Origin of the sequence: Mucilaginibacter sp. cycad4 (genome assembly GCF_034263275.1) — a bacterium.
Lineage (GTDB): Bacteria > Bacteroidota > Bacteroidia > Sphingobacteriales > Sphingobacteriaceae > Mucilaginibacter.
In genome coordinates this window covers 2566309-2591989 of sequence record NZ_CP139559.1, presented here as the reverse complement: position 1 = coordinate 2591989, position 25681 = coordinate 2566309, and the positions used below count along the sequence as shown (strand labels likewise).

Sequence of the window (25681 nt, the reverse complement as noted above, 5' to 3'; positions counted from 1 at the left end):
TGATAAACTTACCTGGCGATCCAACAAAAAATTAATTGTTAGTATCATCTACAGGTAATGCAAAGCAAAAAGTAGACCCTTTGCCTTCAACGCTGTTTACCCACATTCTGCCGCCTTCGCGCTTAATAATTTCTGAAGAGATGTATAATCCTAACCCCAAACCGGGGAAAGTATGCTGCTTATTCCCGCTTACCCGGTAAAATTGCTCAAATACCCGGTCCTTCTTGTCTTCGGGTATGCCGATACCAAAATCCTGTACACAAACAATGGCTTCGTTGTTTTCGCGGCGGGTATTGATGATGATGGTATCGGTATGCGGCGAATATTTGATGGCATTTGTAATAAGGTTAGTAATAACCTGGCCTACACGGTCTTTGTCTGAATAGATCCGGCCTGTTGGGGTAAAGTTTTGGATGAGTTTATGTTTTTGAGTGGTGTGCTGCAGATCTTCCACAGTTTCCTGCAGCACTTCATTAAAATCAAACCATGTTTTATTGAACTGGAGCCTGCCGGAGTTAATCTTGGTAACGTCAAGCAAATCACCTATGAGATTAGTAAGGCGATTAATCTGGGCATCCATCCTGAGCACCATTTCGGCCTTTTTTTGTTCGCCTTCTTTGGTAAGCATAGCGCCTAATACCTGGGCATATGCCTTTATACTGGTAACCGGGGTCTTCAATTCATGACTTGCGATACCTAAAAAATCGTCTTTTTGACGCTGAAGTTGTTTCTGCTCATCAATATCTGTATTAGTGCCAAACCATTTAATTATTTTACCATCAATGATAAAGGGTAAAGCCCGTGACAGGTGCCATTTGTAATTTTGGCCTTTATCTTTTAATCTAAATTCGCATTGATAAACATTGCCGGTGTTCACTGCATTGTTCCATGCCTCAACACAAGCATCCCTATCATCGGGATGAATACCATTGAGCCAGGATGCGGCTATTTCATTGGCCTGGGTACCAAAATAATCTACAGCACGTTGGTTAACGTAATCGAGCTGGCCATCGGTGCGGGCTGTCCAAAGTTGTACCGGCATAAAATCCGTAACAAACTCAAATTGCCTGATCTGGTCATTCAGTTCCCTGTTGCGTAATTTTACTTCACTTTCGGCAAGTGTTTTATCGGTCACATCGGTACAGGCACCTATGTACCCGGTAAATTCCCCGTGTTCATTATATTGCGGATTGCCGGTTGCTATGCACCATCTTATTTCACCATCCCGGCGTGTAATCCTAAAATCAACTTCATAAAACCGGCGGGCATTTAAATCGGTTAAAAACTTTTCCGCGGCCCGGGCCCTGTCTTCTTCTAAAAGAGCATTAGTCCACCCGCTGCCCATATTATCCTCATATTTAATGCCTGTCCAATCAACCCAGGTTTGATTTACGTAGGTAATATTGCCATCAGCATCTGACATCCAAAGCACGGTTGGCGATGCATTCGTGATGCTTTTAAGCAATTGTTCACTATCCGTAAGGGCTTTTTTATCGGCAATTTCCCTTCTCATATCCCTGGCAATTGAAGCCCGGCCCTGCGGCAAGCCGGTTACGGCATCATAAACCAGCATAGTGGTGCCAAACACAGGTATCGCCTCGCCGGTTTGGAAATGGCGGTAAAGTATTTCACCGCTCCATTTACCATGCTTCATTAAAATTGGATTTACTTTGTCTTTTAGCTTACTAAGCTCATTGGGCATTAAATATTCGCTGTTGTGCCTCCTGTGCTCATTGGCACCTTTGATACCCAACATTTTTCGGCCGGCGGTATTTACATAGGTTACATTGCCATCCAGGTTGGAAAGACTTACAAAATCTGAACTATGGTTAATGAGCGATAATAATTTATACTGTTCATTTCTTGCCGCTTTTTCGGGGCGCAGGTCGCGGGCCACGGATGCCATACCAATAGGCAAGCCATTTAACGGGTCATCAATTCTGAAACAGTTAACATATACCGGGATATTCTCTCCTGTTTTAAAATGCCGGTAGTGCATTTCACCTTCCCACTTTCCGTACTGCTGTACAGCGGGGTTTATCTCATTATTTACTTTGTCTGCTTCATGATCCGCAAAATATTCGACGCCGGGTTTTAAAGCCTCCTTAGTGCTCCCGATGCCCAATATGGTATATGCTGTTTTATTGATGTAGGTTACAGAGCCATCCATGCTGCCTACTGCAACCACATCGGCTGTTTTATCAATCAGCGCAATCAGTTTTTGTTGTTCCTGTTTATCTAATATTTCGCGGGTTATATCCTGTACGGTACCGGCAAAGCGGATAGGCTCATGATTATCATTAAAGTAAGCCTTACCTTTCAGATGGATCCAATACTTCAAGTGTCCGGTGTCATCAACAGTGCGAACAATCATATCATAATTACCATCGCCCACAGGATCATAAGCCTGAACTACCGCTGTTCGCGATCGTTGCTCATCTTCCGAGTGCACAAACTTCAACAGATCACCATATTTTATTTCATCGTCTTTTCGAAAGCCGCAAAGCTCTTTGCAGCGGTCGTCCCATGTGGCGGTTTGTAATTTGGGGTTTAAATCCCAGGTACCCAGTTCGGCTGCCTGCAGGGCAAATTGAGCACGCTGCTCACTTTCGACAAGCTTTTTACGGGTTGTTACCAGCTCGGTAACATCTGTCGCTGTATTCAACACGCCCCAAACTTCACCATGGTCGTTCTGTAATGGTTTAAAAATAAAGTTGAAGTAAAACTCTTCAAGCTTATTGTCAACCATAAGGTCAACCCTTTGCTCTTTTCCCTCATAAGCTGCGCCGCTACGGTATACATTTGATAATATTGCATGAAAGCCCTGTTCCCCGAGCTCAGGGAGCAGGTTAAAGTAGGTTCGGCCAATAACATCATCTCCCTTACCCCATATATCAATGATGGCTTTATTGGCTATCCTGATCTCCATTGTTTCGCCCATGTACAATGCTACCGCGGTTGGAGATTCCCTGATCAAAACGCGGAAAATATCTTCGTTTAATTGTTGATGAAGGTTGGCGTTGTTATTCATTATATAAATAATATGTATAAATATAGTTCATAATAATTAAGATCAAAGCCCCGGTTCATACGTCATAATATTTCCATTAATGATCATGTCCGCTATATGAATGTAAAGCTGCAATTATTGGTAAAAACAGGTTACAGAAGCATATATCTTATTTTTTCAAACAGTACACTTGTATAAATGTTTAAATCTGATTTTAGAGAATCTGCTTGTGCGGGCTTTTAATGATTTGTATAATCGGTAGGTATTTATTTTTTATTATTAACAGGGTAAGTCCGCAATGTTTTTTCGATTTTTTTACGTCACAAAATCAATTATCCCAAAACAATTTTATAAGTATTACTATTACCATACCAATAAAACAAAATCCTGTATACTTGATGGTTGTGATATGCGGGTAGTTTAAAACAGATTGAATTTATTATGACCAAATTGCATAAAAAACAGCAACTGATAACGTTTGAGCAATTGCACAAAACTCCTACCGGTATTGCCGGTTTAGATGAAATAACAGGTGGCGGTTTACCTGATGGAAGGCCTACGCTAATATGTGGTGAAGCCGGTTGTGGTAAAACACTTATGTCGCTTGAGTTTATAGTGAGGGGAGCTACCGAGTTTAATGAACCCGGTGTATTTATGGCTTTTGAAGAAAAGGCAGATGAGCTGGCTGCGAACGTAGCATCGCTTGGCTTTGATTTATATAAACTCCAGGATGATAAAAAATTAAGGCTCGATCATGTGCATATAGACCGAAGCGAGATTGAGGAAACAGGCGAATATGACCTGGAAGGTTTATTTATCCGCTTAGGCTTTGCTATTGACAGCATTGGCGCAAAAAGAGTGGTGCTGGATACCCTGGAAAATCTTTTTTCGGGTTTATCAAATCAAACTATATTAAGGGCCGAGCTTAGAAGGCTTTTTAATTTTTTAAAGGAAAAAGGTGTAACTGCCATTATAACCGGCGAAAAAGGTGACGGCTCGTCATTAACCCGGCAGGGGCTTGAAGAATATGTTTCAGATTGTGTGATCCTGCTTGACCACAGGGTTATAAATCAGATCTCAACCCGTCGTTTGCGCGTGGTAAAATATCGCGGCTCACAGCATGGCACCAATGAATATCCGTTTTTAATTGATGAAGATGGTATTTCGGTACTTCCGGTAACATCTTTAAGGCTCGAAAAAGAAGTATCATCAAAACGGATTTCATCGGGCATACCTTCTCTTGATAGCATGTTTGGTGGCAAAGGCTTTTTTCAGGGCAGCAGTATCCTGGTTTCGGGCACAGCAGGTACCGGTAAAACAAGTATTGCGGCCAGCTTTGCCAATGAGGTTTGCGGCAACAAAAAGAAGTGCCTTTATTTTGCGTTCGAGGAATCGCCTAAGCAGATCCTTCGCAATATGAAATCAATCAATCTCGACCTGCAAAAACATATTGACAATGGCCTGCTTGAATTTCATGCCTCGCGCCCTACGCTGTATGGTCTTGAAATGCACCTCGTTGCAATTTATAAGATCATTAAAAGATTTAAGCCCGCAGCGGTGATCCTCGACCCAATCACAAACCTCATTACCGTAGGTTCGGTAAGTGAAGTAAAATCAATGCTGATAAGGCTGATAGATTTTTTGCAGGATGAGCAAATCACGGTTATGTTTACCGCTCTCAGTTTAAATACAGTAGTAAGCGAACAAACCGATGAAGGTGTGTCATCGTTAGTTGATGCCTGGCTGCTTGTAAGGGATATCGAATCGAACGGAGAACGCAACAGGGGTTTATATATTATGAAATCGCGCGGAATGAGTCACTCAAACCAGGTACGTGAGTTTACTATAACCGATAAGGGGTTGAGCCTGGTTGATGTTTATCTTGGGCCCGAGGGAGTGCTTACAGGTTCGGCCCGCGAAGCACAAAAATTACGAGAAAAAACAGGCGTGGCACTGAGGGACTTCGCTATATCCCGTAAAGATAAAGAGATATTACGCCGGCGTATGATGCTTGAATCAAAAATTGCAAGCCTGCAGGCCGAGTTTGAATCGACGGAGGAGGAATTGAACAAAATGTACATGGAGGAAGAGTTAAAACAGGATATTATTGAAAGAAACCGCCAGGAGATAACCGACATCCGCCGCGGAAATGTAGATACGCCTAAAAGTAAATCAAAAATTAAAAAATGATGGAACTGGATGAAGTTATAAAATATGAGTTAAGATTATATGTAGCCGGTAAAACGGCTAAATCAGTTACCGCGCTCACAAATCTTAAAAAATATTGCGAAGAACATTTGAAAGGTCAGTATGTTATTGAAGTAGTTGACTTGCTGCAGCAGCCTCAACTGGCCGAAGGGGATCAAATATTTGCAATCCCCACGCTGGTAAGAAAAGTACCTGAACCGATTCGCAAAATAATAGGCGACTTGAGCAACGAGGAAAAAGTTTTGGTTGGATTGAATATAATACCAGTAAGTAAATAGTTAGATGACCGAGCAAAACCAATTGCCTTTAGATGACGGGGAAAGTCAGTTTTTTCGATTGCGTTTATTTGTAATTGGAGCATCGCCCAATTCTGTCAGGGCCGTAGCCAACTTAAAAATTATTTGTGAGCAATATCTTAAGGATAATTACGAACTGGAGATAGTTGATGTTTATCAGCAACCGTTTATTGCCCGGGATGAACAGATCATAGCTTTGCCATTGCTCATTAAAAAATCTCCTGGTGCCGAACGTAGGCTTATAGGGGACATGTCAAATACAGGCAAAGTTTTAAAAGGACTTGGCATATATACAGGAAGCTAATTATGGAGCCGGATAAACTTACATACGAGCAACTGCTTGCCGAAAACAATGAGCTTCGATATCAGTTAGAAGAAGCTACTGACACCATTTCTGCTATTCGTAACGGCCAGGTTGACGCCTTTATAGTTAAAGATAATGAAGGCCACCAACTTTATACCTTGAAAACGGCCGATCAAACCTACCGCGTTTTTATCGAAAAAATGAACGAAGGAGCGATTACGTTGAATAGCGAAGGCATTATATTATATAGTAATTCGAGTTTTGCGGCTATGGTTAATGAGCCGTTGGAAAAAGTAATCGGCATACATTTTAAAAATTTTGTTGCTGAGGTTTCGGCAGAAAAGTATAAGCAGATAATCAGGGATGGCTGGAATGCCGATTGTAAAGGCGAGGTTTTGTTATCAAGCCCGGACGGTAAGCTAACTCCCTGTTTATTATCATGTACCACGCTTGACCTTGATGAAGGAATAGCATTAAGTTTGATCTTAACTGATTTGACAGCTCAAAAGGAAACTGAATGGGAGCTCAAAATTAAAAATGATCAGTTGGAAGAGGCTCAGAATATTGCCGAAAGGTTGAATAATGATCTGGAAGATACTGTAAGGGCACGTACCAATGATTTGCTTATCAGCCGGGAACATTTTAAACTGCTGGCTAATAACATTCCTCAAATGACCTGGACAAATCTGCCCGGCGGCGAAGTTGATTTTTATAACCAGCGCTGGTTTGATTATACAGGCCGGCGGTATAGTGAAACAGCAGGCTGGGGCTGGCAACAGATAGTACACCCCGAGGACCTGCAAAAAACAATGGATGTTTACCTGGCATCTTTGAAAAGCGGGAGTGTTTTTGAACTGGAAAACAGGTACCTCCGCTGGGATAATACCTACCGCTGGCACCTTAACCGTGCCGTGCCTTTAAGAGATGATAACGGAGAAATTCTTTTTTGGGTAGGTACCGCTACCGACATTGAAGAACAGAAAAAGCAGCTGGATTTAAAAGATGAGTTTATTGGTGTTGCCAGCCATGAACTTAAAACACCTTTAACCAGCTTAAAAGGGTATTTGCAGCTTATTTCCGCTTATAAAAAAGAGGAAGTGCCTTCAATGGTAAAACAATATATCGAAAAAGCTGGGACCGCTTTAAATAAGCTTCAGCGTTTGGTTAACGATTTGCTTGATGTAAGCAAAATTCATGCGGGGGGGCTTGAATATGCCATGGCGGAAGTAAACCTTCGTGACCTGGTAGCGTCAACTTTGGAAAGCGCCATTCATCTTTACCCTGAATTTAATTTTATTAATAAATCAGAGAATGATTTTTTTATAGATGGAAATGCCGGGCGCCTGGAACAGGTACTCGTAAACTTCATTAATAACTCTGTAAAATATTCAACTGAAAATAAAAATATCATTATTGAAACTGGAAATATAAACGGAAAGGTACGTGTATCAGTAACTGATTTTGGCATCGGGCTGTCGGCCGCGCAGATCGAGCATATTTTTGAACGGTTTTATCGTGTTGAGGATAAAAAATTTATGACGAGCGGCCTTGGTATGGGGCTTTATATCTCGGCCGAAATTATTAATAATCATAATGGTGATATAGGGGTTGAAAGCGAGCTTGGCGAAGGCGCTACTTTTTATTTTGAGCTGCCTTTGCTTGGAAAATAGGCGTTTGTTTATTTACGCTCAAAATTGCACTTGACATAAATACTTCTGATATTGGCTGGAAAACCTCTTGATATAAAACATAAAATATGTCTGCCGAAAACGGAAATGTATCCATCGCAAATGAGCCAGATGGTGTAACTACGATTAGTTTTTATCATCCGGCGCAAAATTCCCTGCCTTCGGCGCTGCTAAAACAACTTGCAGATGCTGTGTTCAATGCCGGTAATGATCCGGAAACAAAAGTCATTGTTTTACAGAGTGCGGGCAATCGTACTTTTTGCGCGGGCGCAAGCTTTGACGAACTGTTGCAGATTAAGGATAAGGAAGCCGGTGCGTTATTCTTTGAAGGGTTTTCCAACGTGATCAGTGCCTGCCGAAAGTGCCCTAAAATAATAATTGCGAGGGTACAGGGTAAAGCAGTTGGTGGAGGGGTTGGCCTTGCTGCCGCCGCCGATTATTGCCTGGCCAGCGAGGCAGCATCAATAAAGTTAAGCGAGCTCACTATAGGTATTGGCCCCTTTGTAATAGCACCGGCTGTGATCCGTAAAACAGGGATATCTGCATTTTCCCAGCTAACAATCAGGGCTGCTGATTTTCAAACTGCCCAATGGGCAAAACAAAATGGCTTGTACAACGAAGTTTATGAAGATACCCCAACACTTGATGCAGCTGTATATGAGCTTACTCAAAAATTAGCTTCATATAACCCGGCAGCACTTGCCGGTTTAAAACAGGCACTTTGGGAAGGCACTCCCAATTGGGATGATTTGCTTAAACAACGTGCGGCTATAAGCGGAGAACTGGTTTTATCGGAATTTACACAACAGGCATTGCATTCTTTTTTTAAGGATAGGTTAAAGTAAGAGGCATAGACTGCGATTTGAGCAATGATTTCCTTTTAACAGGGTTTAACATTGCAGATTTAAATAGTATCTGTTAATCCATTAGAGAGCCATTTTATGCTGGCGTAGTTGCTATTATAAGAAGCCTCCGGATTGCCGGAGGCTTTATGGTTTTACCAGTGCCTGTAGTAACGATGAACACGGTAGTGCCTGTGATAGTATACCGGTGCGTCATAATATCTTGTTGCGTAATAGCGCGGACGGCCATAATAAACAGGACGGTCATAATAAACATCACGGCCATAGTAAACAGGTGTTCCGTAATATCCGCTTGTGTAAACTACCCTATGATAAGGACGGCCAAAATGTGCGCTTATACTTATGCTTTGCGCTTTTGCAAATTGAAATGAAAACATCATCACAAAAGCTATTATTGAAAATCGGATAAATTTCATGGTCGTAAATTTTAGTTAATACCTGAATTGTAATACACAATTATGACTGGCGATGGATAAGTTGGTTTAATTAAAATTTTATATTTTTAGACATGTATTACTTTGTCTTTTCTGCGATAGTTGTCATTATCATAATTGGAATGCTTTATATCAAGTCGTATTATGATAAATTACGCTGGGCAAAAAAGAGGCTGATAAAAATTCAGGGGAAGTGGGGCAAACCGGTTAACGCCCGCCGGAACTTTGATTTAATAAAGATTTACCTGGATTCGGCAAATAGTGAAAATAAGCTTTCGGCACAAACAGCTGACGATCTTGACCTGGTAAGCGTTTTCAATTATATCGACAGAACAAACAGCAAACCAGGTAAACAATACCTGTTTAATTTATTGCACCATCCCACAACTGACATTGATGTTTTGCATGACCTTGATAATGATGTTGAGGATCTTAATATGGATATACCCGGCCGCGAAATGCTGGAAGTGGAATTATCAAAGCTTAACCACACCCATGCTTATTTTATAGCCGATCTTTTTCTCAAGGTACATGAGCCGGTATTTGCATCAGTAATGAATTTTTATATAAAGGTTTCACCGTTTCTGATCCTGGCTACCTTATTATCGCTTATTGTTATTCCTAACATTTTCAGCTTCATTTTTTTACTGTTGTTGTTTGCGTACAACATGGTTATTTACTTCAGCAACCGCGAGGCTATTTCAGGATATACCAAATCGTTACCGCAATTATTGATCATGTATAAGGTTGCAGTAGCCTTAGTAAAAAGCGGAAAATTTGGCCAGGTACCGGTGGTAAAGCAGTCTCTTACTAACCTAATGGGTTTAAAACAAGCGCTTAAGTTTGTAACTATAGAGTGCAGCTTTGTGAATAGCACAAGTGACATTGCTTACGCAGCCTTTCACTTGTTTAAGCTGCTTTTTGTGATTGAGCCCAATACCTATGTATCATCATTAAAACAGGTTAGTAAATACCGCGATGATATTAAAGAAGTGTATAAGTTTATTGGCCGGGCTGATACGCTGATAGCTATACAATCGGTACGTGACGGTATGCCTCTTTATTCGAAGCCCGAATTTACTGGTGTTGATGGCAAAATAGAAATTACCGAACTTTTCCATCCATTAGTGGCTAACTGTGTAACCAATTCCCTTTATACTACTGATGCAGACAGGGGAGCATTGATCACAGGATCAAACATGTCGGGCAAAACTACATTTATTAAAGCACTTGCCTTAAATACGCTACTCTCTCAAACCATATTTACAAGCTGTGCAAAAGCTTACAGCGCTCCCTTTCTCAAAATACAAACCAGCATCAAAACCAGCGACAATATTGATGAGCACAAGAGTTATTTCCAGGCACAGGCTTCGGCTATTTTAAATATCATTGACAACAGTTCTCGAAAAGAAGATATAAAAAGCATGGTAATCATCGATGAAATTTTCAGAGGTACAAATACCATCGAACGTATAGCTGCGGCAAAATCAGTGCTTTCGTATATTACCGCTAACCAAAATTTTGTGTTTGTATCAACCCATGATCTTGAGCTGGCCGAACTGCTCGACGAAGATTTTGTTGTGTATTCCTTTTCCGAATCAAAAGACGGAAGGGTACTTGTATTTGACTATATTCTGAAGCAGGGCCTGCTTAAAAATACCAATGGCATCGCCATCCTCAAATCAATGGGATATCCCGAACGGGTTATTGATGAAGCTAATATCATAAGCGAGCGGATGATGAATAAGTATTTGGTGTAGCCCGCTCTATCTTCCTATAAAAGGAGAATTAATCCTCATACAAACTCAACCTGTTTTTTAAATACCGCATATCTTCCTGTAATTTTTCAACCCGCTCAAGCAGGTGGAAGATAGCCTCAATACCTGCTATGTTGATATCCAATTCGTGCAGGCTTACCAGTTTTTCCAGCTTTTGAAGTTCAGTTTGAGGGATGAAGATGGTTTCATTAATGATATTAACCTCAACCAGGCCTGCCTCATGTAAGGATGTGATGAACGTGTATTCAACATTATGATATACACAAAAATCGTTTGCTGCTATTAATTCTGCTGTTTTCATAATGCGTTTAATTTAGGTTGATGATTTTGCCAGTTCTTCAAACAATTGCTTTTGTTTTTCGGTAAGGTTGGTTGGGGTTTGGATATCGTAGGTCAGGTACAGATCGCCAAATTCATTCTCTTTTTTATAAACAGGTATGCCTTTGCCCTTGAGCTTTACTTTGGTGCCGTTTTGGGTTTCAGGTTTTACTTTCACTTTAACCTTACCGTTTAATGTATCGGCAGTTACTTCACCTCCTAAAACTGCGGTATATAGGTCAAGTTTCAGGGTGGTGTACAAATTATTTCCGTCGCGTTTAAAATTTGCATCAGGGGCAATAGTAAATTGAATATATAAGTCGCCGGCGGGGCCACCGTTTACACCCGGAGCGCCGTGTCCGGCTATTTTGATAGTTTGCCCGTTTTCGATACCTGCAGGTATGGTTATCCGGATGTTTTTGCCGTTAACGGTCAACGTTTGCTTATGTGTTTCAAGGATATCGCGAAGATTTAAGCTTAGTGAGGCGTTATAATCCTGCCCCCGGTATTTTGCCTGCCTGCCGCCGCGTGCGCCTCCTGCACCGCCAAACATTGATTGAAAGAAATCTGAAAAATCGTCACTTCCAAATCCTTCGGCTCCGCTAAAATCGCCATAACTACCAAAACCGCCATGCGTACCAGCCTGTTGGCGCGCCTGTTGTTCGTATGCTTCGCCATGCTGCCAGTTCTCGCCATATTTGTCGTATTTCTTCCGCTTCCCGGGGTCACTTAATACTTCATTTGCTTCGTTTAACTGCTGGAACTTTTTATGGGCTTCTTCGTCATTCGGATTAAGATCGGGGTGATATTTGCGGGCCAGTTTACGGTAAGCATTTTTAATGTCCTTTTCGGATGCATTTTTGTCAAGCTCTAATACTTTGTAATAATCTATAAAAGCCATGGCGGGATTTAATATAAACAGATGTGTTATTAACTACTAAATATACAGCTTGGTTTTAAAACGAATAGCTTTTTTAATGTCATTTGATATAAGTACACATACTTTAAAATTATGGCTTGTAGCCTTTTATTAGAAATCCGTAAATACTACCTTTGGCGTCCTTAATTAAATTATATGTCTGCAATAATACAAGCCACCCTTGCCGATGTTACCGAACTTAACGTTTTAGTAAATAGTGCTTATCGTGGCGAAAGCTCCAAACAGGGATGGACAACTGAGGCCGACTTAATTGGCGGTGCCCGTATAGATGAAGAAACTCTTGCCGGTTATATGAATGATGAAAATATTATCATTTTAAAACATATCGATGAGGAGCGCAATATTACCGGTACCGTTTATCTTGAAGTCAGGTCTCCAAGGCTGTATGTCGGCATGTTTAGTGTATCGCCATTGTTGCAGAATAAGGGTGTGGGCCGCGCGCTGATAGAAGAAGCGGAAGTTTATGCACGTAAATACAACTGCGATACCTTAACCATGACAGTAATCAGCACCCGTTTTGAACTGATAAGCTGGTATGAACGCCGTGGCTACCAACCAACAGGCGAAATACAGCCCTTTCACGCTCACGGCCGTTTTGGTGATGCCAAACAGCATATCGAACTGATAGTAATGGAGAAAAGTATTTAGAGTCGGAAAGTCCGGAAGTCGGATGTCCGAAAGATAGAAAAGAATAAGTCCGGAAGTCCGCAAGTTGGCAAGTCCGAAAGACAGAAAGTTTCTGGAAATAAGTCAGGAAGTCTGGTTATGATTAGTGCTTACGTAAAGCTATCTTTCCGACTCACGGACTTTCCGACTTTCGGACTCTGGCCTTCAAAACAAACTCCAAGACCTCACTGATCTTATCCACCTGTTTAAAGTTTTCGTGAGTTAAAACGGTCTCCACATGTTCGTGTGCCCATGTTGTATGATATGGGACGTGAACAGCGTGACCGCCGATATTGATCACCGGCATCACATCCGATTTTAAGGAATTACCGATCATCATAAATTCATCGGGATTGATGTCAAGGTGTTTGATCAGCTTGATATAATCATCCTCTTTTTTATCGCTCATGATCTCGATATGGTGAAAGTAATGTGCCAGCCCCGATTTTTTTAGCTTGCGTTCCTGGTCAAGCAGATCGCCTTTGGTAGCAACCACCAGCCTGTAATGGTCTTTTAGTGAGGATAGAACATGTTCTACCTCGTTTAGTAGCTCTATCGGTTGATTAAGCATATCCTTGCCATATTGCAATATGGTTTCCACTACATCAACGCTGATATTTTTTTCAGAAATACTTAGCGCCGCTTCTATCATGCTAAGGATATAGCCTTTAATCCCGTAGCCATAAAGCGGCAGGTTATCAACCTCAACCTTAAAAAGCTCTTTGGAAATGGTATGCTGAGGTGAAAAATTTTCGAGCAGGCTGCAAAATCTTTCTTCTGTACTTTGAAAATACGGCTCATTTACCCAAAGGGTATCATCGGCATCAAAGGCAATTACTTTTAGGTTCATTTGAAGTATCTATTTACTTAATGCAATAATAATACATCGGGTTCATTATATGGTATATAACGCTTTTATCCAATAATGAAAATTTAACATTTATTAACTATTTGGTTGATTTTAAGTGATTTAAAAATAAAGTAAATTTGTATGCAACCTTATTTCAAAAGCTACGTCTCATAACTTAAATGGTCAAATTAACATTCGTTTAAATGGAAGAGATACTGCCACCCTTAAAAGAATTTATAGTTGATTATTGCAACAGGTATAAGATCCATAAGGTTGATCCGCGCAGCCTGAACCTCGATACCAGTATCGATCTTGATCTGGATATTTTTGATATTGAGATAGACCTTTTTCTTGCCGATTTTGCCGAACAGTTCAATATAGATCCATCTAAATTCAGTTGGTATAAATATGGCTATCCCAAAGGTTCAACCCGGGTGAAAGTTATTAAACTGATGTTTGGCTACAATACTACGTGGGTTAAACAATTGGCCCAATATTGCTATACGCCTAAATTTAAGGTACGCAATTTGCAGGATGCTGTTAAAACGGGTAAACTGGTTTAATGATATATCATGTTTTCACTAATCTTAAGCGGTGAAATCAAGAAGCAATCAGTGAAATCTTCAAAATAAAAATCATCAAAATCAGCGAAATAAAAAATGATCAGCGGTTAAAGATCAGTAACCCCGGTATGCTTGCGTTTAATAAAATTCCTGATATCCAATACGATACCTGCGAAAAAGTAAAATATAAGCGGAAAGCCCACAGCCAGGAATGAGGAGTAAATAAAGAAAAGCCGGATCTTGGAGATCGAAATATTAAAGCGTTCGCCAAGGTAGGTGCATACACCAAAAGAGTACCGTTCAAAAAAAGTAAGTATTCGCTGTAGCATGGTGTCAGGCCAGTTTTAGTATCTTATTACCAACGCCGCATTGCAGGCATTTCTTATAATTGCAGTAATTATTTTTTAATTCAAGCAATGCCTGTGATTCAAACGCAGTATCAATTTTCACTCCTAAGTTAACAAAATCGGTGATAATATTGTTTTTTTCGGCCGGCAAATTTTCTAATAATTTAAGACTGCGGCTAATATAATATTGCTGCTGATGCTGCTTGCCGTAACTAAACAGGAACAAAACCACTGTATTAAGCAGCAAAATATCAACAGAACCATCGCCCATGTTTTTTGATGATGGTTTGGATTGTACATCAAAACGGTAATGATCTTCCCAGTATTCGTTTACTTTAATTTCTGTAAATAAACCACGCAGTGCTTTTACCTCTTTAATTTCTAATATTTTAGATAACAGGTGGTTTGCTTGAACAATAAGCGCCGCAAATTGAGCCAGCCTGATGGTTGGAAAGTTTTGGGGCCGTAGCCGCATAAACTTCCACAGATGGTTTTCTATCGGTTTAAGGTTGTATTTTTTACGCAGATATTCATACTCCTTTTGAAGTTTCAGGGGATAATCATCTTTAAATTCGCCCTCTAAAAAGCCTGCCTGCCCAAATATCAAAGCTTCAATTTGCATAGGGCTGTTTTTGTTTTTGGCGAGGATAAGCTGCGGCAGCGATTTAGCCATTAGCTCAAACGGCAGGGCGTTTACTTTAAAGCCAAAGTTTGCGGCTAAAAACTGGTAAAAAGTTTCCTCCCAGTCACCTTTATTAAGCGCCAGAGCAGCCGCTACATTGGCAGATCGTTTTTCCATCCTTTCCACCAATACACGGGTAAGCCAGTTTTGCATGGTGATGCCATCAACAGTTGCAATACCAGCTTCGCAGGGTATAAAAGTCTGGTTGCCGAAAACCAGTTTATGGTATTTGTTGTAAAGCTCTTCACTGATGCGGCTTTGCAGTTCAAGCGTCGGAACTTTGCGCCCGTTTGGTAAAAACAGCTGCGTATCGTTACGATAAACTACGTGTAATATCACATTATCATAAGCGCCATCATTGGTATGACCATGCTTTTGCCAGTCGGACGCAGAAAGGTGTACTTCTACATTGCCCGCCCAAACCGTTTCTCCAATGCGGATCCTCGCATTATGAAAATCGGGCCCCGAATCTGAATTATGCAGTCCTGCCGAAAAGACCTCCAGTTCCTCACCATCCACAGTTTGCAGGTTTTCGCGCTCAAAAAGCCTGAATTTCCAGATGTAATGCAAAAAATCTTCTGTGAAAAGCATGGTTGTAGTGTGGTGAAATGGTTGGTAGGGTTATATTAAGTTGATTAAGTTTTTATTAATGCAAATATGCCGGTTATTATATTGGTATTGCAGCTCTATTTTAAAATCCCTAATATTACGGAAACCAACAATATCCGCCAAACCTATGAATGAAATAAAATCACCAGTACCCCAAACCACGGGCGGGCGCATCAGGTCCATCATAGGCGGGTCATTGGGTAACCTGGTTGAATGGTACGACTGGTATGCTTACACAGCTTTTTCCCTTTATTTTTCGGATGCTTTTTTTCCTTCAGATAATCAAACGGTACAGCTTTTAAACACAGCAGGTATTTTTGCCATCGGGTTTTTAATGCGCCCTATAGGCGGCTGGGTAATGGGGACTTTTGCTGATAAACGAGGCCGTAAAACAGCGCTTACATTTTCGGTATTGCTCATGAGCGTAGGTTCCCTCATTATTGCCATAACACCGGGTTACAAATCCATCGGTGTTGCTGCACCTATACTGCTGGTTTTGGCCCGCATTATCCAGGGCCTGAGCGTAGGAGGGGAGTATGGAACCAGCGCCACCTATTTGAGCGAAATGGCTACAAAAAAGCACCGGGGTTTTTATTCGAGCTTTCAATATGTAACGCTCATTATGGGGCAATTGCTGGCGCTGGGTGTGCTGGTTTTGTTGCAAAGGGCTTTTTTATCCGAAAAGCAATTGCATGACTGGGGCTGGCGCATCCCGTTTGGAATAGGGGCAATACTGGCTGTCACCACGATGTATTTAAGGCGGAGCTTACAGGAATCGGCATCGTTTGATAAAGAAAGTAAAAAAGCCGATGCCTTGAATGGTACTATAAAAGCTTTAACACAGCACCCTAAAGCTGTTTTTACGGTAATAGGATTAACCATTGGCGGTACGCTGGCATTTTACACCTTTACCACCTATATGCAAAAGTTTCTGGTTAATACCTCCGGCTTTAGTAAAAGTGCCGCTACGCTGGTTTCCACCTTAACATTGGCTGTATTTATGGTGATACAACCTTTATTTGGCTTGCTGTCGGATAAAATTGGCCGTAAACCATTGCTGATTGGTTTCGGTATATTAGGAACGCTTTGCACTATTCCTATCATGACCTTGTTAAGCCATACTAAAGATGTTTGGGTTGCATTTGCGCTTATTCTTTGCGCGCTGATCATTGTAAGCGGCTATACCTCCATTAATGCTGTTGTAAAGGCCGAACTCTTTCCGGCCAACGTACGCGCCCTGGGTGTAGGTTTCCCTTATGCAATAGCCGTGTCCCTGTTTGGCGGCACTGCCGAATATATTGCCCTGTGGTTCAAAAATGAACATCATGCGCAATGGTTTTACTGGTATGTAACTGTTTGTATTGCACTATCGTTGATTTTATATATCACCATGAATGATACCCGCAAACATTCAAAAATGGAAGATGAGTAAATTTGGTAAGAATTTACAGAATTTTAGGATTTACTGAATGGAGGTGTAAATTAATTGTTATTTAATGGTTAATTATGAATTAATAAGGCTAATATTTCTGATGCTAATTCTGCTAATTCTTGAATTCTGAAAATTCTGATCAATAAAAAGTATTAATTTTGCCCGTTCATCACAAGGGATAACCCTTAAATTTATGACTGAAACAAGCAATTTATTTCAACTGGCAGTAACATTACTGCAACAACTGATATCCATTCCATCGTTTAGTAAAGAGGAAGACCGCACGGCCGATCTGATCAACGAATTTTTGCAGTCGCACGGGGTAACTACTCATCGTAAGCTTAACAACATCTGGGCCTGGAACAAACATTTTGATCCGGCTAAAGAAACTATTCTCCTTAACTCACACCATGATACCGTTAAACCCAATTCGGGCTATACACGCGATCCTTACGATGCCAAAATTGAAGACGGTAAATTATATGGCCTTGGCAGTAATGATGCCGGGGGGTGCCTTGTTTCGCTTATAGCGGTATTTCTTTATTTTCACGATAAGGAAAACCTGAAATATAATTTCTGCCTGGCGACTACCGCCGAAGAAGAAATTTCAGGCGTAAACGGCCTGGAACTGATCATTCCCGATTTGGGCCAATTATCTTTTGGTATAGTAGGTGAACCAACCCTGATGCAGTTGGCAATTGCCGAACGTGGTTTAATGGTGTTGGATTGCACCGCTCACGGCCGTGCCGGCCATGCCGCCCGTGAAGAAGGGGAGAATGCTATTTACAAAGCTTTAACTGATATTGAGTGGTTCCGTACTTTTAAATTCCCGAAAGAATCGGAAGTTTTTGGGCCGATAAAAATGTCGGTTACCATTATCAATGCCGGTTCACAACACAACGTTGTGCCTGCCAGCTGTGTGTATACCGTTGATGTGCGGGTTACCGATGCGTACCGCAATGAAGAAGTATTGGAGATTATCCGCGAACATGTTGCCAGCGATGTTAAGCCACGTTCTATCAGGTTAAAACCATCATCTATCCCTAAAGAACATCCCATAGTTCAGGCTGGGATAGCACTTGGCCGTATCACTTATGGCTCACCAACCACATCAGATCAATCATTGCTGGATATCCCATCCATAAAAGTTGGCCCTGGTGATTCTGCACGCTCACATACAGCCGATGAGTTTGTTTATGTAGATGAGATCAGGTATGGTATTGAATTGTATATTAAGATGCTGGAGAGTATTAATTAGCAGATAAAAAAGAGTCATGCCGATTTGTTTCGGCGCGTGAGCTGCAAGCATATCTGCAATCTATCCTGTGAGGTCCTGAAACGAGTTCTGGATGACGCGTAAACAAACAGCCCGCTTAACCGGATCGGTTAAGCGGGCTGTTTGTTTATAAGATTAAACCTGCTTTACTGGTGTTAAGCGTAATGTATTTTACCAAAACCGGATACGGATTAGCTGGCATTTAATTGTTGCCCGGGGAAACGCGGCCGTAAATTATATGATACAAGGCATTGGTTTTTGTTAAAAAAATGTAGTTTTAAAATTCGTGAACCAATAAGCTTATATATCCTTATCTTAATGCCCCTAAAACGCTCCTGCCGGCTTTCGGCGAAAACATTCTTGCTTATCATCATATGCTGTATAACCTGCTTTTATGCATCGGCTCAGAAAAAGAACGCGGGGTACAAATACCATATCCGCAGGGCCGCTTCGGCTATTAATGTTGACGGGATAATGAATGAGCAAGCCTGGATGCAGGCCGATTCGGCGGGTGATTTTTTTATGGTGCTGCCGATGGATACCAGCAAGGCTACTGTTAAAACCGAGGTACGGATGACCTACGATGATAAAAACCTGTACATCATAGCTATCAATTATAATTCGGTATCAGGGCCTTACATGGTTGAATCGTTAAAACGTGATTTCAATTTTGTAAAAAATGATAACTTCCTGATCTTCATGGACCCTTTTGATGCCCGTACGGATGGCTTTAGTTTTGGCGCCAACGCGGCAGGAGGGCAGTGGGATGGTAGCATGTATGAAGGCGGCAAGGTTGACTTGAGCTGGGATAACCGCTGGTATTCGGCAGTAAAAAATTATCCTGATAAATGGATCTGGGAAGCATCCATCCCATTTAAAAGTATCCGTTATAAAAAAGGTATAAAGGAATGGGGGATCAACTTTAGCCGTAATGATCTCAAGACTGCCGAAAAATCAAGCTGGACGCCCATCCCACGTCAATTCCCTACGGCCTCACTGGCTTATACAGGCACGCTTGTTTGGGACGAAGCACCCCCAACTGCCAGCAGCAACGTATCTATAATCCCATATGCACTCACCGGTTTATCCAAAGATTACCAGCACAATACGAAAACCGAATATAAACACGAAATAGGGGGAGATGCCAAGATCTCTGTAACGCCATCCCTTAATCTCGATTTAACAGTCAATCCCGATTTTTCACAGGTGGATGTTGATCAACAAGTAATTAACCTGAACAGGTACGAACTTTTCTTCCCCGAAAAACGGCAGTTCTTTTTAGAGAACGGCGATCTTTTTGCCAATTTCGGTTATTCTGACATCCGCCCGTTCTTTTCAAGGCGGATAGGGTTAAATGTTCCTATTGATTTTGGAGCAAGGCTTACAGGCAAACTGGATAAGGACTGGCGTATAGGCGCTATGGATATTCAAACAGGCGGCTCAGGCGGCGCATTGCAGGCACCGGAAAATTATGGGATAATTACCCTCCAAAGGCGAATCCTTGATCGGTCGAACATCGCTTTCCTCTTTGTTAATAAAGACGCTACTGCCAACATCCCGGGCACCAATACAGGCTCAACTGCTTATAACCGTAATATTGGCGCCGAGTTTAACCTTGCATCGCGCAGCAATATCTGGACGGGCAAAGTACTTGCTCTTAAATCATTTACACCAGGTGTGAGCGGGCATGACTACGTGGTATCCGATCATTTTCAATACCTGAGCAAATATTGGACGTTGTATATGCAGGAGGAGTACGTAGGTAAAAACTACAATGCCGAAGTGGGCTATGTGCCCCGTGTTGGTTATGTGAAGTTAAGCCCGCTGTTACTCCGTAACTTTTTTCCTAAGCAGGGTAATATTCTGAGCCATGGCATCCAGCTTACCTCCAATTACTTTTTTGATGAGTCCTTTCACCGTACTGATAATGAAAGTATCCTGTCATATTTGATCACATTCCGTAACCGGGCAACGCTGTCAGTATCCGGCATAAATGATTATGTGCGCCTCCTGAGGCCTTATGATCCAACCAATATCGGTAAAGGTTTATTACCTACCGGCTCTGAGCATAACTGGAATACTATTGATGTGCAGTTTGTATCCAAGCCGCAAAATGTGTTTACCTATTTGCTGGAAGCATCGCACGGGGGGTATTATGATAAGGGCGTACGCAATAGCATTACAAGTTTAATAGGTTATCGTTTTCAGCCTTATGTAAATATCGCTATCAATACCTCCTTCAATGATTTAAGGTTACCGCAGCCATTTGGCCATAATACGTTCTGGCTGGTGGGGCCAAAGATTGATGTTACCTTCACAAATAGCTTGTACTTTACCACCTATGTACAATACAATGAGCAGATTGATAACATCAACATTAATACCCGCCTGCAATGGCGCTATAAACCTGCGTCAGACCTGTTTATTGTTTATGGCGATAATACTACGCCATCACCGTATACAGTAAAAAACAGACAGTTAACATTAAAATGGACGTACTGGTGTAACTTATAACATTATTGTTATAAACAAGGACGATTAATTACTGTTGCGGGTATAGTCTATCTCTATATATCTGCCCGTAATGAAAAAACTGATCATATTTGATTTGGATGGTACCCTTGCCGAAAGTAAGGCTGCCCTTGATAAAGAGATGGCTGTGCTTTTAACGGACTTGCTTAAAGTTGCAAAAGTGGCCATCATATCCGGCGGTGATTGGCCACAGTTTAAAAAACAAGTGTTATCAAACCTACCGGATAAGAAATCGCTTAAAAACTTATCCATATTGCCAACCTGTGGTACTAAATACTATCAGTACAAAAAATCGGGCTGGAAAAAATTATATTCCGAAGATTTTACAGATAAAGAAAAACAGGAGGTCATTACTAAACTACATGGGGCGGTGGAAGCATCAGGCGTCAAGGTAAAAAGAACCTGGGGCGAACAAATAGAAGACCGCGGCAGCCAGATCACCTTTTCGGCATTAGGCCAACATGCCCCGCTTGATGAAAAGAAAAAGTGGGACCCTAAATTTAATAAACGTAAAAAGATCAAAGTACTGCTTGATAAATCGCTTACCGGTTTTTCGGTACAAATAGGAGGGGCTACTTCTATTGATATTACAAAACCCGGTATTGACAAGGCCTATGGCATTCATAAGCTGCAACACACTTTGGAGATCAGGATCAAGCAAATGATATTTATTGGTGATGCTCTGTTTGAAGGAGGCAACGATCACCCGGCGCGCACAACCGGAGCTGATTGTATCCAGGTTAACCTTTGGTTTGTAATTGACAAATGGGTCTTTATCAAACCAACCGTTTGCTAAAAAGATCAGAGTGATCTTTTTAAAGTTTTTGAGGTATTTCACTGTTGAGTTATTGTTGCACCCCCTTTCCGAACGCGGTTAAAAATCATAAGCCATAATAAACTCGTGGTCGATTGCCCGGATATCAATATCCGATGAATTAAATTTCTATTGCAAGAATGCTTGTGTATGTTTCAGGCTTGTTTCGTACCGATCAAGCGTCGCTTTCGCATATTCTTTTGCCAATAAGCGCGGCAACCTGACGGTTATGTTCCTGGAATATCGGCACCAGCATTTTTCCCGGCGAAGTTTTGCCACCAAGGAGCCTGTCTTTAAGTTAGGAGCAGTGATCAATAACCTACGTTCTATCATATCCCGGTGAACATCGTACACCTGGTGTTCTAATGTTTTCAAGTAGGCATTGATGCTTTTGTATCCTTATTGTTTCCGGTTAACTTTTGACCGTTTGTACTCCATTTGTCGGGATTAACATAGCGTTTAGAGGAGATTTCAATGCGTACGCCGTCAATAGTGATGCGCAGGTAAACGGGGGCGAGGCCTTCGATAAAAACAAAAAGCGCCGTAAATCATTTATTTACAGCGCTTTTGATCCTGATTGAATAATACCTGGCGGAGAGAGAGGAACTTGTAACTTCCTCTATTTTCCGCGTTTTTTATATTGTTAAAGCAGTTTTCAAAATTCGACTCACCGAACTACTCACCACTTTAGATTTGACTGAATTTAGTGCAAATGCTATGTTTCAAAGTTAGGAAATTAGGGTTCAGGTTCCAAATTTTTTTTAATGATTTAGGAAGCGATAATTTATCCCTGTTAACCCTTTATTTGATGATAAAAAAAGTTTAAGTTTTCATAAACCCAATGAATTGCTTCATTTACATGGTGTGTTAATACTAAGTTTTCCAATACGCCCTTAGTATTTGAAAGCCATTTAAATATTTTAGACTTGTCGGGTTTAGCTTCTAATACTTCTTCCTTGACCTTATCAAAATTAGTAATTAGGGTTTGCTTTTGAGATTCTTCTAAATTGGGATCGTTCCTTAAAAGATTTAGCAGTTCCCCGATTTTATCTGCTGTCACTTTTTTTCCATTTAAAGAGTCGGAAATTTGTATGTCATTACCAATGACGATACTTCCTGAGTTATTTTTTATATCTCCTACTTCGATTTTATGTCCCATAATTATTTCATTATTGATATGTGTATTAACCGGCTTATCGTATTGTTTTGTTTGCGATTTAAAGAAATTGTCCGTTGGTATTGAGAATTTCACATTCTGATCTTGATTGCTCATAAAACCAAGTAATGCATCTTCTATATTATCTACTTTTATCGTTTTCGCTTCAAATTCGCGAAATTCATTCTCATTAGTGTCTTTAAAAAAATCAAACAGTTCTTTAAGAATTTGATCTAAATCCTGAAAGATCATTTGCAAGGAAAGAAAGTTAGAATTAGTTTCTGCCCGAAATTCTAAGTACTTACGCTTATAGATCATAACCTGGGCGATGTCTTTTTCACCAAAATCTTGTTTTAAATCACTAATTGCACCGATACTATTATTCCAAATACTGCTTTGAGCGCTGTCTCCAGACCAGATTTCTAATTCAATTAACTTGTCCACTATCGGTTTATAGACATTATTTAAAACTGGCGCAATCTTCTCATTAATTTCTTTTTGCACCACATCGTATTTTTGCTTGTCGATATAGTTAAGCGCAGGCTTCAATTCGCGTCGCTGCTTGTCTAAAATTTTTATTTCATCGCATAAGGGAAGATATTTTCCAATATACAATGCTTTGTTTTGATCTAAAAAATCAATAAAATTAAATAATGCCAATACTCGATTAGAAATCATAACTAATATTTAGGAACTTATTGTAAAGGTAATAAAATGCGTTATTAGATTTTACGGGCCTTTAGATTACAAGAACATAGCCTCATTGTAAGTTAGCGATGTAGAGGCCAACTTTATTCATGGCAGATTCACTTTACATCCATATTTAGCAAGTTGATGCCCAGTCTTTAAAATCTCCGGATCGCTCCTGTGAACTTCATCCTTTAAAAGTTCATTCAATTTGTCAACCACAATTTGGTGATACGGCCCATTTTTTTCCATAAGGCTAACCAATTCCATTTGATCGTTAGCTCTCTTTTTGATCATTTCAACCGCCTTAATATTCTCCGGTGTCAATTCGTTGTGTTTGATTTGGTCTGCAAGGTGGGCGGTTACAGTACCTGGCTTTCCTAAAATCCAATCTTCAGCACTTTTTTCGATTTGCAAATTAGTTGTCAACGCAAACCACTTATCCCTGTCGCCGCGATGAATTGTATCAATCATCGATTCTTCTGTATTGGGAAATATCGTAAGGTAATGTTTATTGTCCAACGGCAATGAGATTATATTAGTAGGGTCAAAAAGTTGAAATGGGTTCCCTTTTACGCTATGCATAAACACGGGATTATCAGAGGTAATCAAATCGATATTGTCGTAAATTTTGTAAACGCAAATAGCGGCAAATAGCTTAAATTTTCTGAACTCATGCCAATCAGCTAAATGACCTTGAAGAAATTTTATTTTATTATCGATCTTTAACTGATCTCTTACTTCCTCAAGCTGCGTAATATGGAAATTCAGATCATATTCTTTAAACTTTAACTTTACATTGCCGTTCTTGTCTTGACAGTTTCTAACTGCGTAATCTAAGACAATATTGTTAGTCCGTTGACCGGCATTAAGGAACTTAGGCGTTCTAAAAAAAAGGCTCATGGTTGTCATAATGATTTTACCACGCTGCTCCGGGTCTATTTTGACCATTTCGGGATTAGTCAGCCAGCCATAAACTTCAGGGTATACCTCATCAATTTCCTTAGCATAGTATTCTTCCAGGGCATATTTGTTATCCCCCTCTTTAAGAGGTAGCGTATATATATTTTTATTGACGCAAATATCTTTTATGCTGATTAGGTCTTTTTTAGGAGTGAGTTCTGCCTTTAATTTCGCTTCCACAAAAAGCTTATCATTATCGTTTTGTGCGAAATTCTTCAAATATGAACGTGGAATAAAATGTTGATGCTTGGTTTTACTCATGAATTAAATATAGAAAAATAAGCTATTATTTCTCTATAAGGTCAGTAACCTAACCATAATAAGCCTATTACCAAGCTTAGGCAATCCTGTGCGATAACCTACTGCGTTTGGGGCTGATTTTCAAAGGTAAAATGGCTTGTAAAAGGCACTTTTCCGGGCTTAAAGCGCCGCATATAAATGGCCTTATGCCGCTAATTTTGGCTTTAAATTAAGCAATATAAGGCCATGTTCTTGATTGGGAATAATAATACATACCTGCATAAATAAGCCCGTTAAACGGGCTTATTTTAGGTCGTTCATTTACGGGTAATAAAGCAATTCAACTGCTATTTTAAACTTGACCTGCGCTGATTTTTCAGCATGTTTACAGATACGGTCGTTAACAAACAGAAAAGTATAATCCCATGTACTGCAAAGCTGTTCAGCGAATACCTTGCTGCTTTTCTCCATGCTTTTACGGTATTTTAAAATTAGCTTTTCGGCTTGCTCTCCTAATTGCAGCCAATTATCAAAGGTCATCAGTCGTCCCGATTGCCATTGTTCACTATAGGCCGTTTTATTAGCCCTGAAATCTTCGCAAACGGCTAAAATTTCAGCTAACAATTGTGGAATTTCATCGGGAAAAAGTTCGTGTAGCAACTTTGCTTTTTCTATATTATTCAGATTATTTAATGGTTTCATGACTGTTGTTTTTTGGTAAACGATTTAGTTCTTTCTCGAAATCATCGGGTATCACCGGTGGGTGGTCTGTTAAATTGACCTTAATTGCTGCGCCATTTTTATCAAAAGCGAATGCAATGCTCTTGGCTCTCACGTGGTTGATCGCCAATAGTTCACATTTTCGCTTTTTCAGAATGGTGTAGGCGTCAAATAAGGCGGTGCCAAAACTGATACCTATCCCGGCGATATGATGATTTTTATACAACTTGCCGTTCTTCTTTCGGACGGTAAGCGCAAAATCATATTCATAGCAGATCGTTATATCTTCCATAGCTATAAATTTT

Annotated in this window: 24 protein-coding genes; 12 read left to right on the top strand and 12 right to left on the bottom strand. The window is 40.5% G+C overall.

Annotation, left to right across the window (positions count from 1 at the left end; genetic code table 11):
• Positions 1–31: 31 nt before the first annotated feature.
• Positions 32–3031 (bottom strand): PAS domain-containing sensor histidine kinase, encoded by a 3000-nt coding sequence (locus SNE26_RS10405; RefSeq protein WP_321559296.1) that lies wholly within the window; start codon positions 3029–3031, stop codon positions 32–34.
• Positions 3032–3451: 420 nt separating this feature from the next.
• On the opposite strand from SNE26_RS10405, the gene kaiC reads away from it, so the two are divergent.
• From kaiC to SNE26_RS10380, 5 genes are all read left to right on the top strand, one after another.
• A complete protein-coding gene (gene kaiC, locus SNE26_RS10400) occupies positions 3452–5200 on the top strand; it encodes a circadian clock protein KaiC (protein WP_321559295.1) in 1749 nt (582 codons plus the stop codon).
• On the top strand, positions 5197–5496 hold the full coding sequence (locus SNE26_RS10395) for a circadian clock KaiB family protein (RefSeq protein WP_321559294.1): 300 nt from the start codon (positions 5197–5199) through the stop codon (positions 5494–5496). The genes kaiC and SNE26_RS10395 overlap by 4 nt, the downstream gene beginning before the upstream one ends.
• Before the next feature lie 4 nt (positions 5497–5500).
• Complete coding sequence (locus tag SNE26_RS10390; RefSeq protein ID WP_321559293.1) at positions 5501–5818, top strand: circadian clock KaiB family protein; 318 nt, start codon at positions 5501–5503, stop codon at positions 5816–5818.
• A 2-nt stretch (positions 5819–5820) separates the two neighbouring features.
• Complete coding sequence (locus SNE26_RS10385; protein ID WP_321559292.1) at positions 5821–7488, top strand: ATP-binding protein; 1668 nt, start codon at positions 5821–5823, stop codon at positions 7486–7488.
• An 86-nt stretch (positions 7489–7574) separates the two neighbouring features.
• Positions 7575–8351: an enoyl-CoA hydratase/isomerase family protein gene (locus SNE26_RS10380; protein ID WP_321559291.1), complete on the top strand. Its 777-nt coding sequence runs from the start codon at positions 7575–7577 to the stop codon at positions 8349–8351.
• Between the two features lie 152 nt (positions 8352–8503).
• Here the strand turns inward: SNE26_RS10380 and SNE26_RS10375 are convergent, their stop codons facing one another.
• Positions 8504–8785 carry a hypothetical protein gene (locus SNE26_RS10375; protein ID WP_321559290.1) on the bottom strand — a complete coding sequence of 94 codons (282 nt, stop codon included), beginning with the start codon at positions 8783–8785 and terminating at the stop codon, positions 8504–8506.
• A gap of 140 nt (positions 8786–8925) precedes the next feature.
• Here SNE26_RS10375 and SNE26_RS10370 point away from each other — a divergent pair, with 140 nt between their 5' ends.
• Complete coding sequence (locus tag SNE26_RS10370; protein ID WP_321559289.1) at positions 8926–10563, top strand: hypothetical protein; 1638 nt, start codon at positions 8926–8928, stop codon at positions 10561–10563.
• A 28-nt stretch (positions 10564–10591) separates the two neighbouring features.
• On the opposite strand, the gene SNE26_RS10365 is transcribed toward SNE26_RS10370, so the two are convergent.
• Together SNE26_RS10365 and SNE26_RS10360 are read right to left on the bottom strand one after the other, a co-directional pair.
• On the bottom strand, positions 10592–10882 hold the full coding sequence (locus SNE26_RS10365; protein WP_321559288.1) for a chaperone modulator CbpM: 291 nt from the start codon (positions 10880–10882) through the stop codon (positions 10592–10594).
• A 12-nt stretch (positions 10883–10894) separates the two neighbouring features.
• The gene (locus tag SNE26_RS10360; protein WP_321559287.1) at positions 10895–11800 is read right to left on the bottom strand and encodes a J domain-containing protein; all 906 of its coding nucleotides are present in this window, start codon (positions 11798–11800) and stop codon (positions 10895–10897) included.
• A gap of 174 nt (positions 11801–11974) precedes the next feature.
• Between SNE26_RS10360 and SNE26_RS10355 the strand changes: the two genes are divergently transcribed.
• Positions 11975–12487, top strand: a complete 513-nt coding sequence (locus SNE26_RS10355; RefSeq protein WP_321559286.1) for a GNAT family N-acetyltransferase — start codon at positions 11975–11977, stop codon at positions 12485–12487.
• A gap of 151 nt (positions 12488–12638) precedes the next feature.
• Here the strand turns inward: SNE26_RS10355 and SNE26_RS10350 are convergent, their stop codons facing one another.
• Positions 12639–13355 (bottom strand): HAD family hydrolase, encoded by a 717-nt coding sequence (locus SNE26_RS10350; RefSeq protein ID WP_321559285.1) that lies wholly within the window; start codon positions 13353–13355, stop codon positions 12639–12641.
• 203 nt (positions 13356–13558) lie between these two features.
• On the opposite strand from SNE26_RS10350, the gene SNE26_RS10345 reads away from it, so the two are divergent.
• Positions 13559–13918 carry a DUF1493 family protein gene (locus SNE26_RS10345; protein WP_112656909.1) on the top strand — a complete coding sequence of 120 codons (360 nt, stop codon included), beginning with the start codon at positions 13559–13561 and terminating at the stop codon, positions 13916–13918.
• A gap of 107 nt (positions 13919–14025) precedes the next feature.
• On the opposite strand, the gene SNE26_RS10340 is transcribed toward SNE26_RS10345, so the two are convergent.
• Together SNE26_RS10340 and SNE26_RS10335 are read right to left on the bottom strand one after the other, a co-directional pair.
• Positions 14026–14247, bottom strand: coding sequence for a PspC domain-containing protein (locus SNE26_RS10340; protein WP_022830549.1), 222 nt, complete (start codon positions 14245–14247; stop codon positions 14026–14028).
• A 4-nt stretch (positions 14248–14251) separates the two neighbouring features.
• On the bottom strand, positions 14252–15538 hold the full coding sequence (locus tag SNE26_RS10335; RefSeq protein ID WP_321559284.1) for a DUF2851 family protein: 1287 nt from the start codon (positions 15536–15538) through the stop codon (positions 14252–14254).
• Between the two features lie 145 nt (positions 15539–15683).
• Here SNE26_RS10335 and SNE26_RS10330 point away from each other — a divergent pair, with 145 nt between their 5' ends.
• The 4 genes from SNE26_RS10330 to SNE26_RS10315 all read left to right on the top strand — a co-directional run bounded on the left by SNE26_RS10330 (position 15684) and on the right by SNE26_RS10315 (position 21592).
• Positions 15684–16988 carry an MFS transporter gene (locus SNE26_RS10330; RefSeq protein ID WP_321559283.1) on the top strand — a complete coding sequence of 435 codons (1305 nt, stop codon included), beginning with the start codon at positions 15684–15686 and terminating at the stop codon, positions 16986–16988.
• A 193-nt stretch (positions 16989–17181) separates the two neighbouring features.
• The gene (locus tag SNE26_RS10325) at positions 17182–18246 is read left to right on the top strand and encodes a M20 family metallo-hydrolase (protein WP_321559282.1); all 1065 of its coding nucleotides are present in this window, start codon (positions 17182–17184) and stop codon (positions 18244–18246) included.
• Positions 18247–18582: 336 nt separating this feature from the next.
• Entirely contained in the window at positions 18583–20778 is a 2196-nt protein-coding gene (locus tag SNE26_RS10320; protein ID WP_321559281.1) for a DUF5916 domain-containing protein, read from the top strand.
• Positions 20779–20848: 70 nt separating this feature from the next.
• On the top strand, positions 20849–21592 hold the full coding sequence (locus SNE26_RS10315) for an HAD-IIB family hydrolase (RefSeq protein ID WP_321559280.1): 744 nt from the start codon (positions 20849–20851) through the stop codon (positions 21590–21592).
• A 389-nt stretch (positions 21593–21981) separates the two neighbouring features.
• Here the strand turns inward: SNE26_RS10315 and SNE26_RS29530 are convergent, their stop codons facing one another.
• The 5 genes from SNE26_RS29530 to SNE26_RS10295 all read right to left on the bottom strand — a co-directional run bounded on the left by SNE26_RS29530 (position 21982) and on the right by SNE26_RS10295 (position 25668).
• Positions 21982–22080, bottom strand: coding sequence for a hypothetical protein (locus SNE26_RS29530; protein ID WP_373695601.1), 99 nt, complete (start codon positions 22078–22080; stop codon positions 21982–21984).
• A gap of 323 nt (positions 22081–22403) precedes the next feature.
• Positions 22404–23444 carry a hypothetical protein gene (locus SNE26_RS10310; protein ID WP_321559279.1) on the bottom strand — a complete coding sequence of 347 codons (1041 nt, stop codon included), beginning with the start codon at positions 23442–23444 and terminating at the stop codon, positions 22404–22406.
• 117 nt (positions 23445–23561) lie between these two features.
• A complete protein-coding gene (locus SNE26_RS10305) occupies positions 23562–24677 on the bottom strand; it encodes a DUF4238 domain-containing protein (RefSeq protein ID WP_321559278.1) in 1116 nt (371 codons plus the stop codon).
• Between the two features lie 300 nt (positions 24678–24977).
• Positions 24978–25358 carry a hypothetical protein gene (locus SNE26_RS10300; protein ID WP_321559277.1) on the bottom strand — a complete coding sequence of 127 codons (381 nt, stop codon included), beginning with the start codon at positions 25356–25358 and terminating at the stop codon, positions 24978–24980.
• Positions 25342–25668, bottom strand: coding sequence for a hypothetical protein (locus SNE26_RS10295; protein ID WP_321559276.1), 327 nt, complete (start codon positions 25666–25668; stop codon positions 25342–25344). The genes SNE26_RS10300 and SNE26_RS10295 overlap by 17 nt, the downstream gene beginning before the upstream one ends.
• Positions 25669–25681 lie beyond the last annotated feature (13 nt).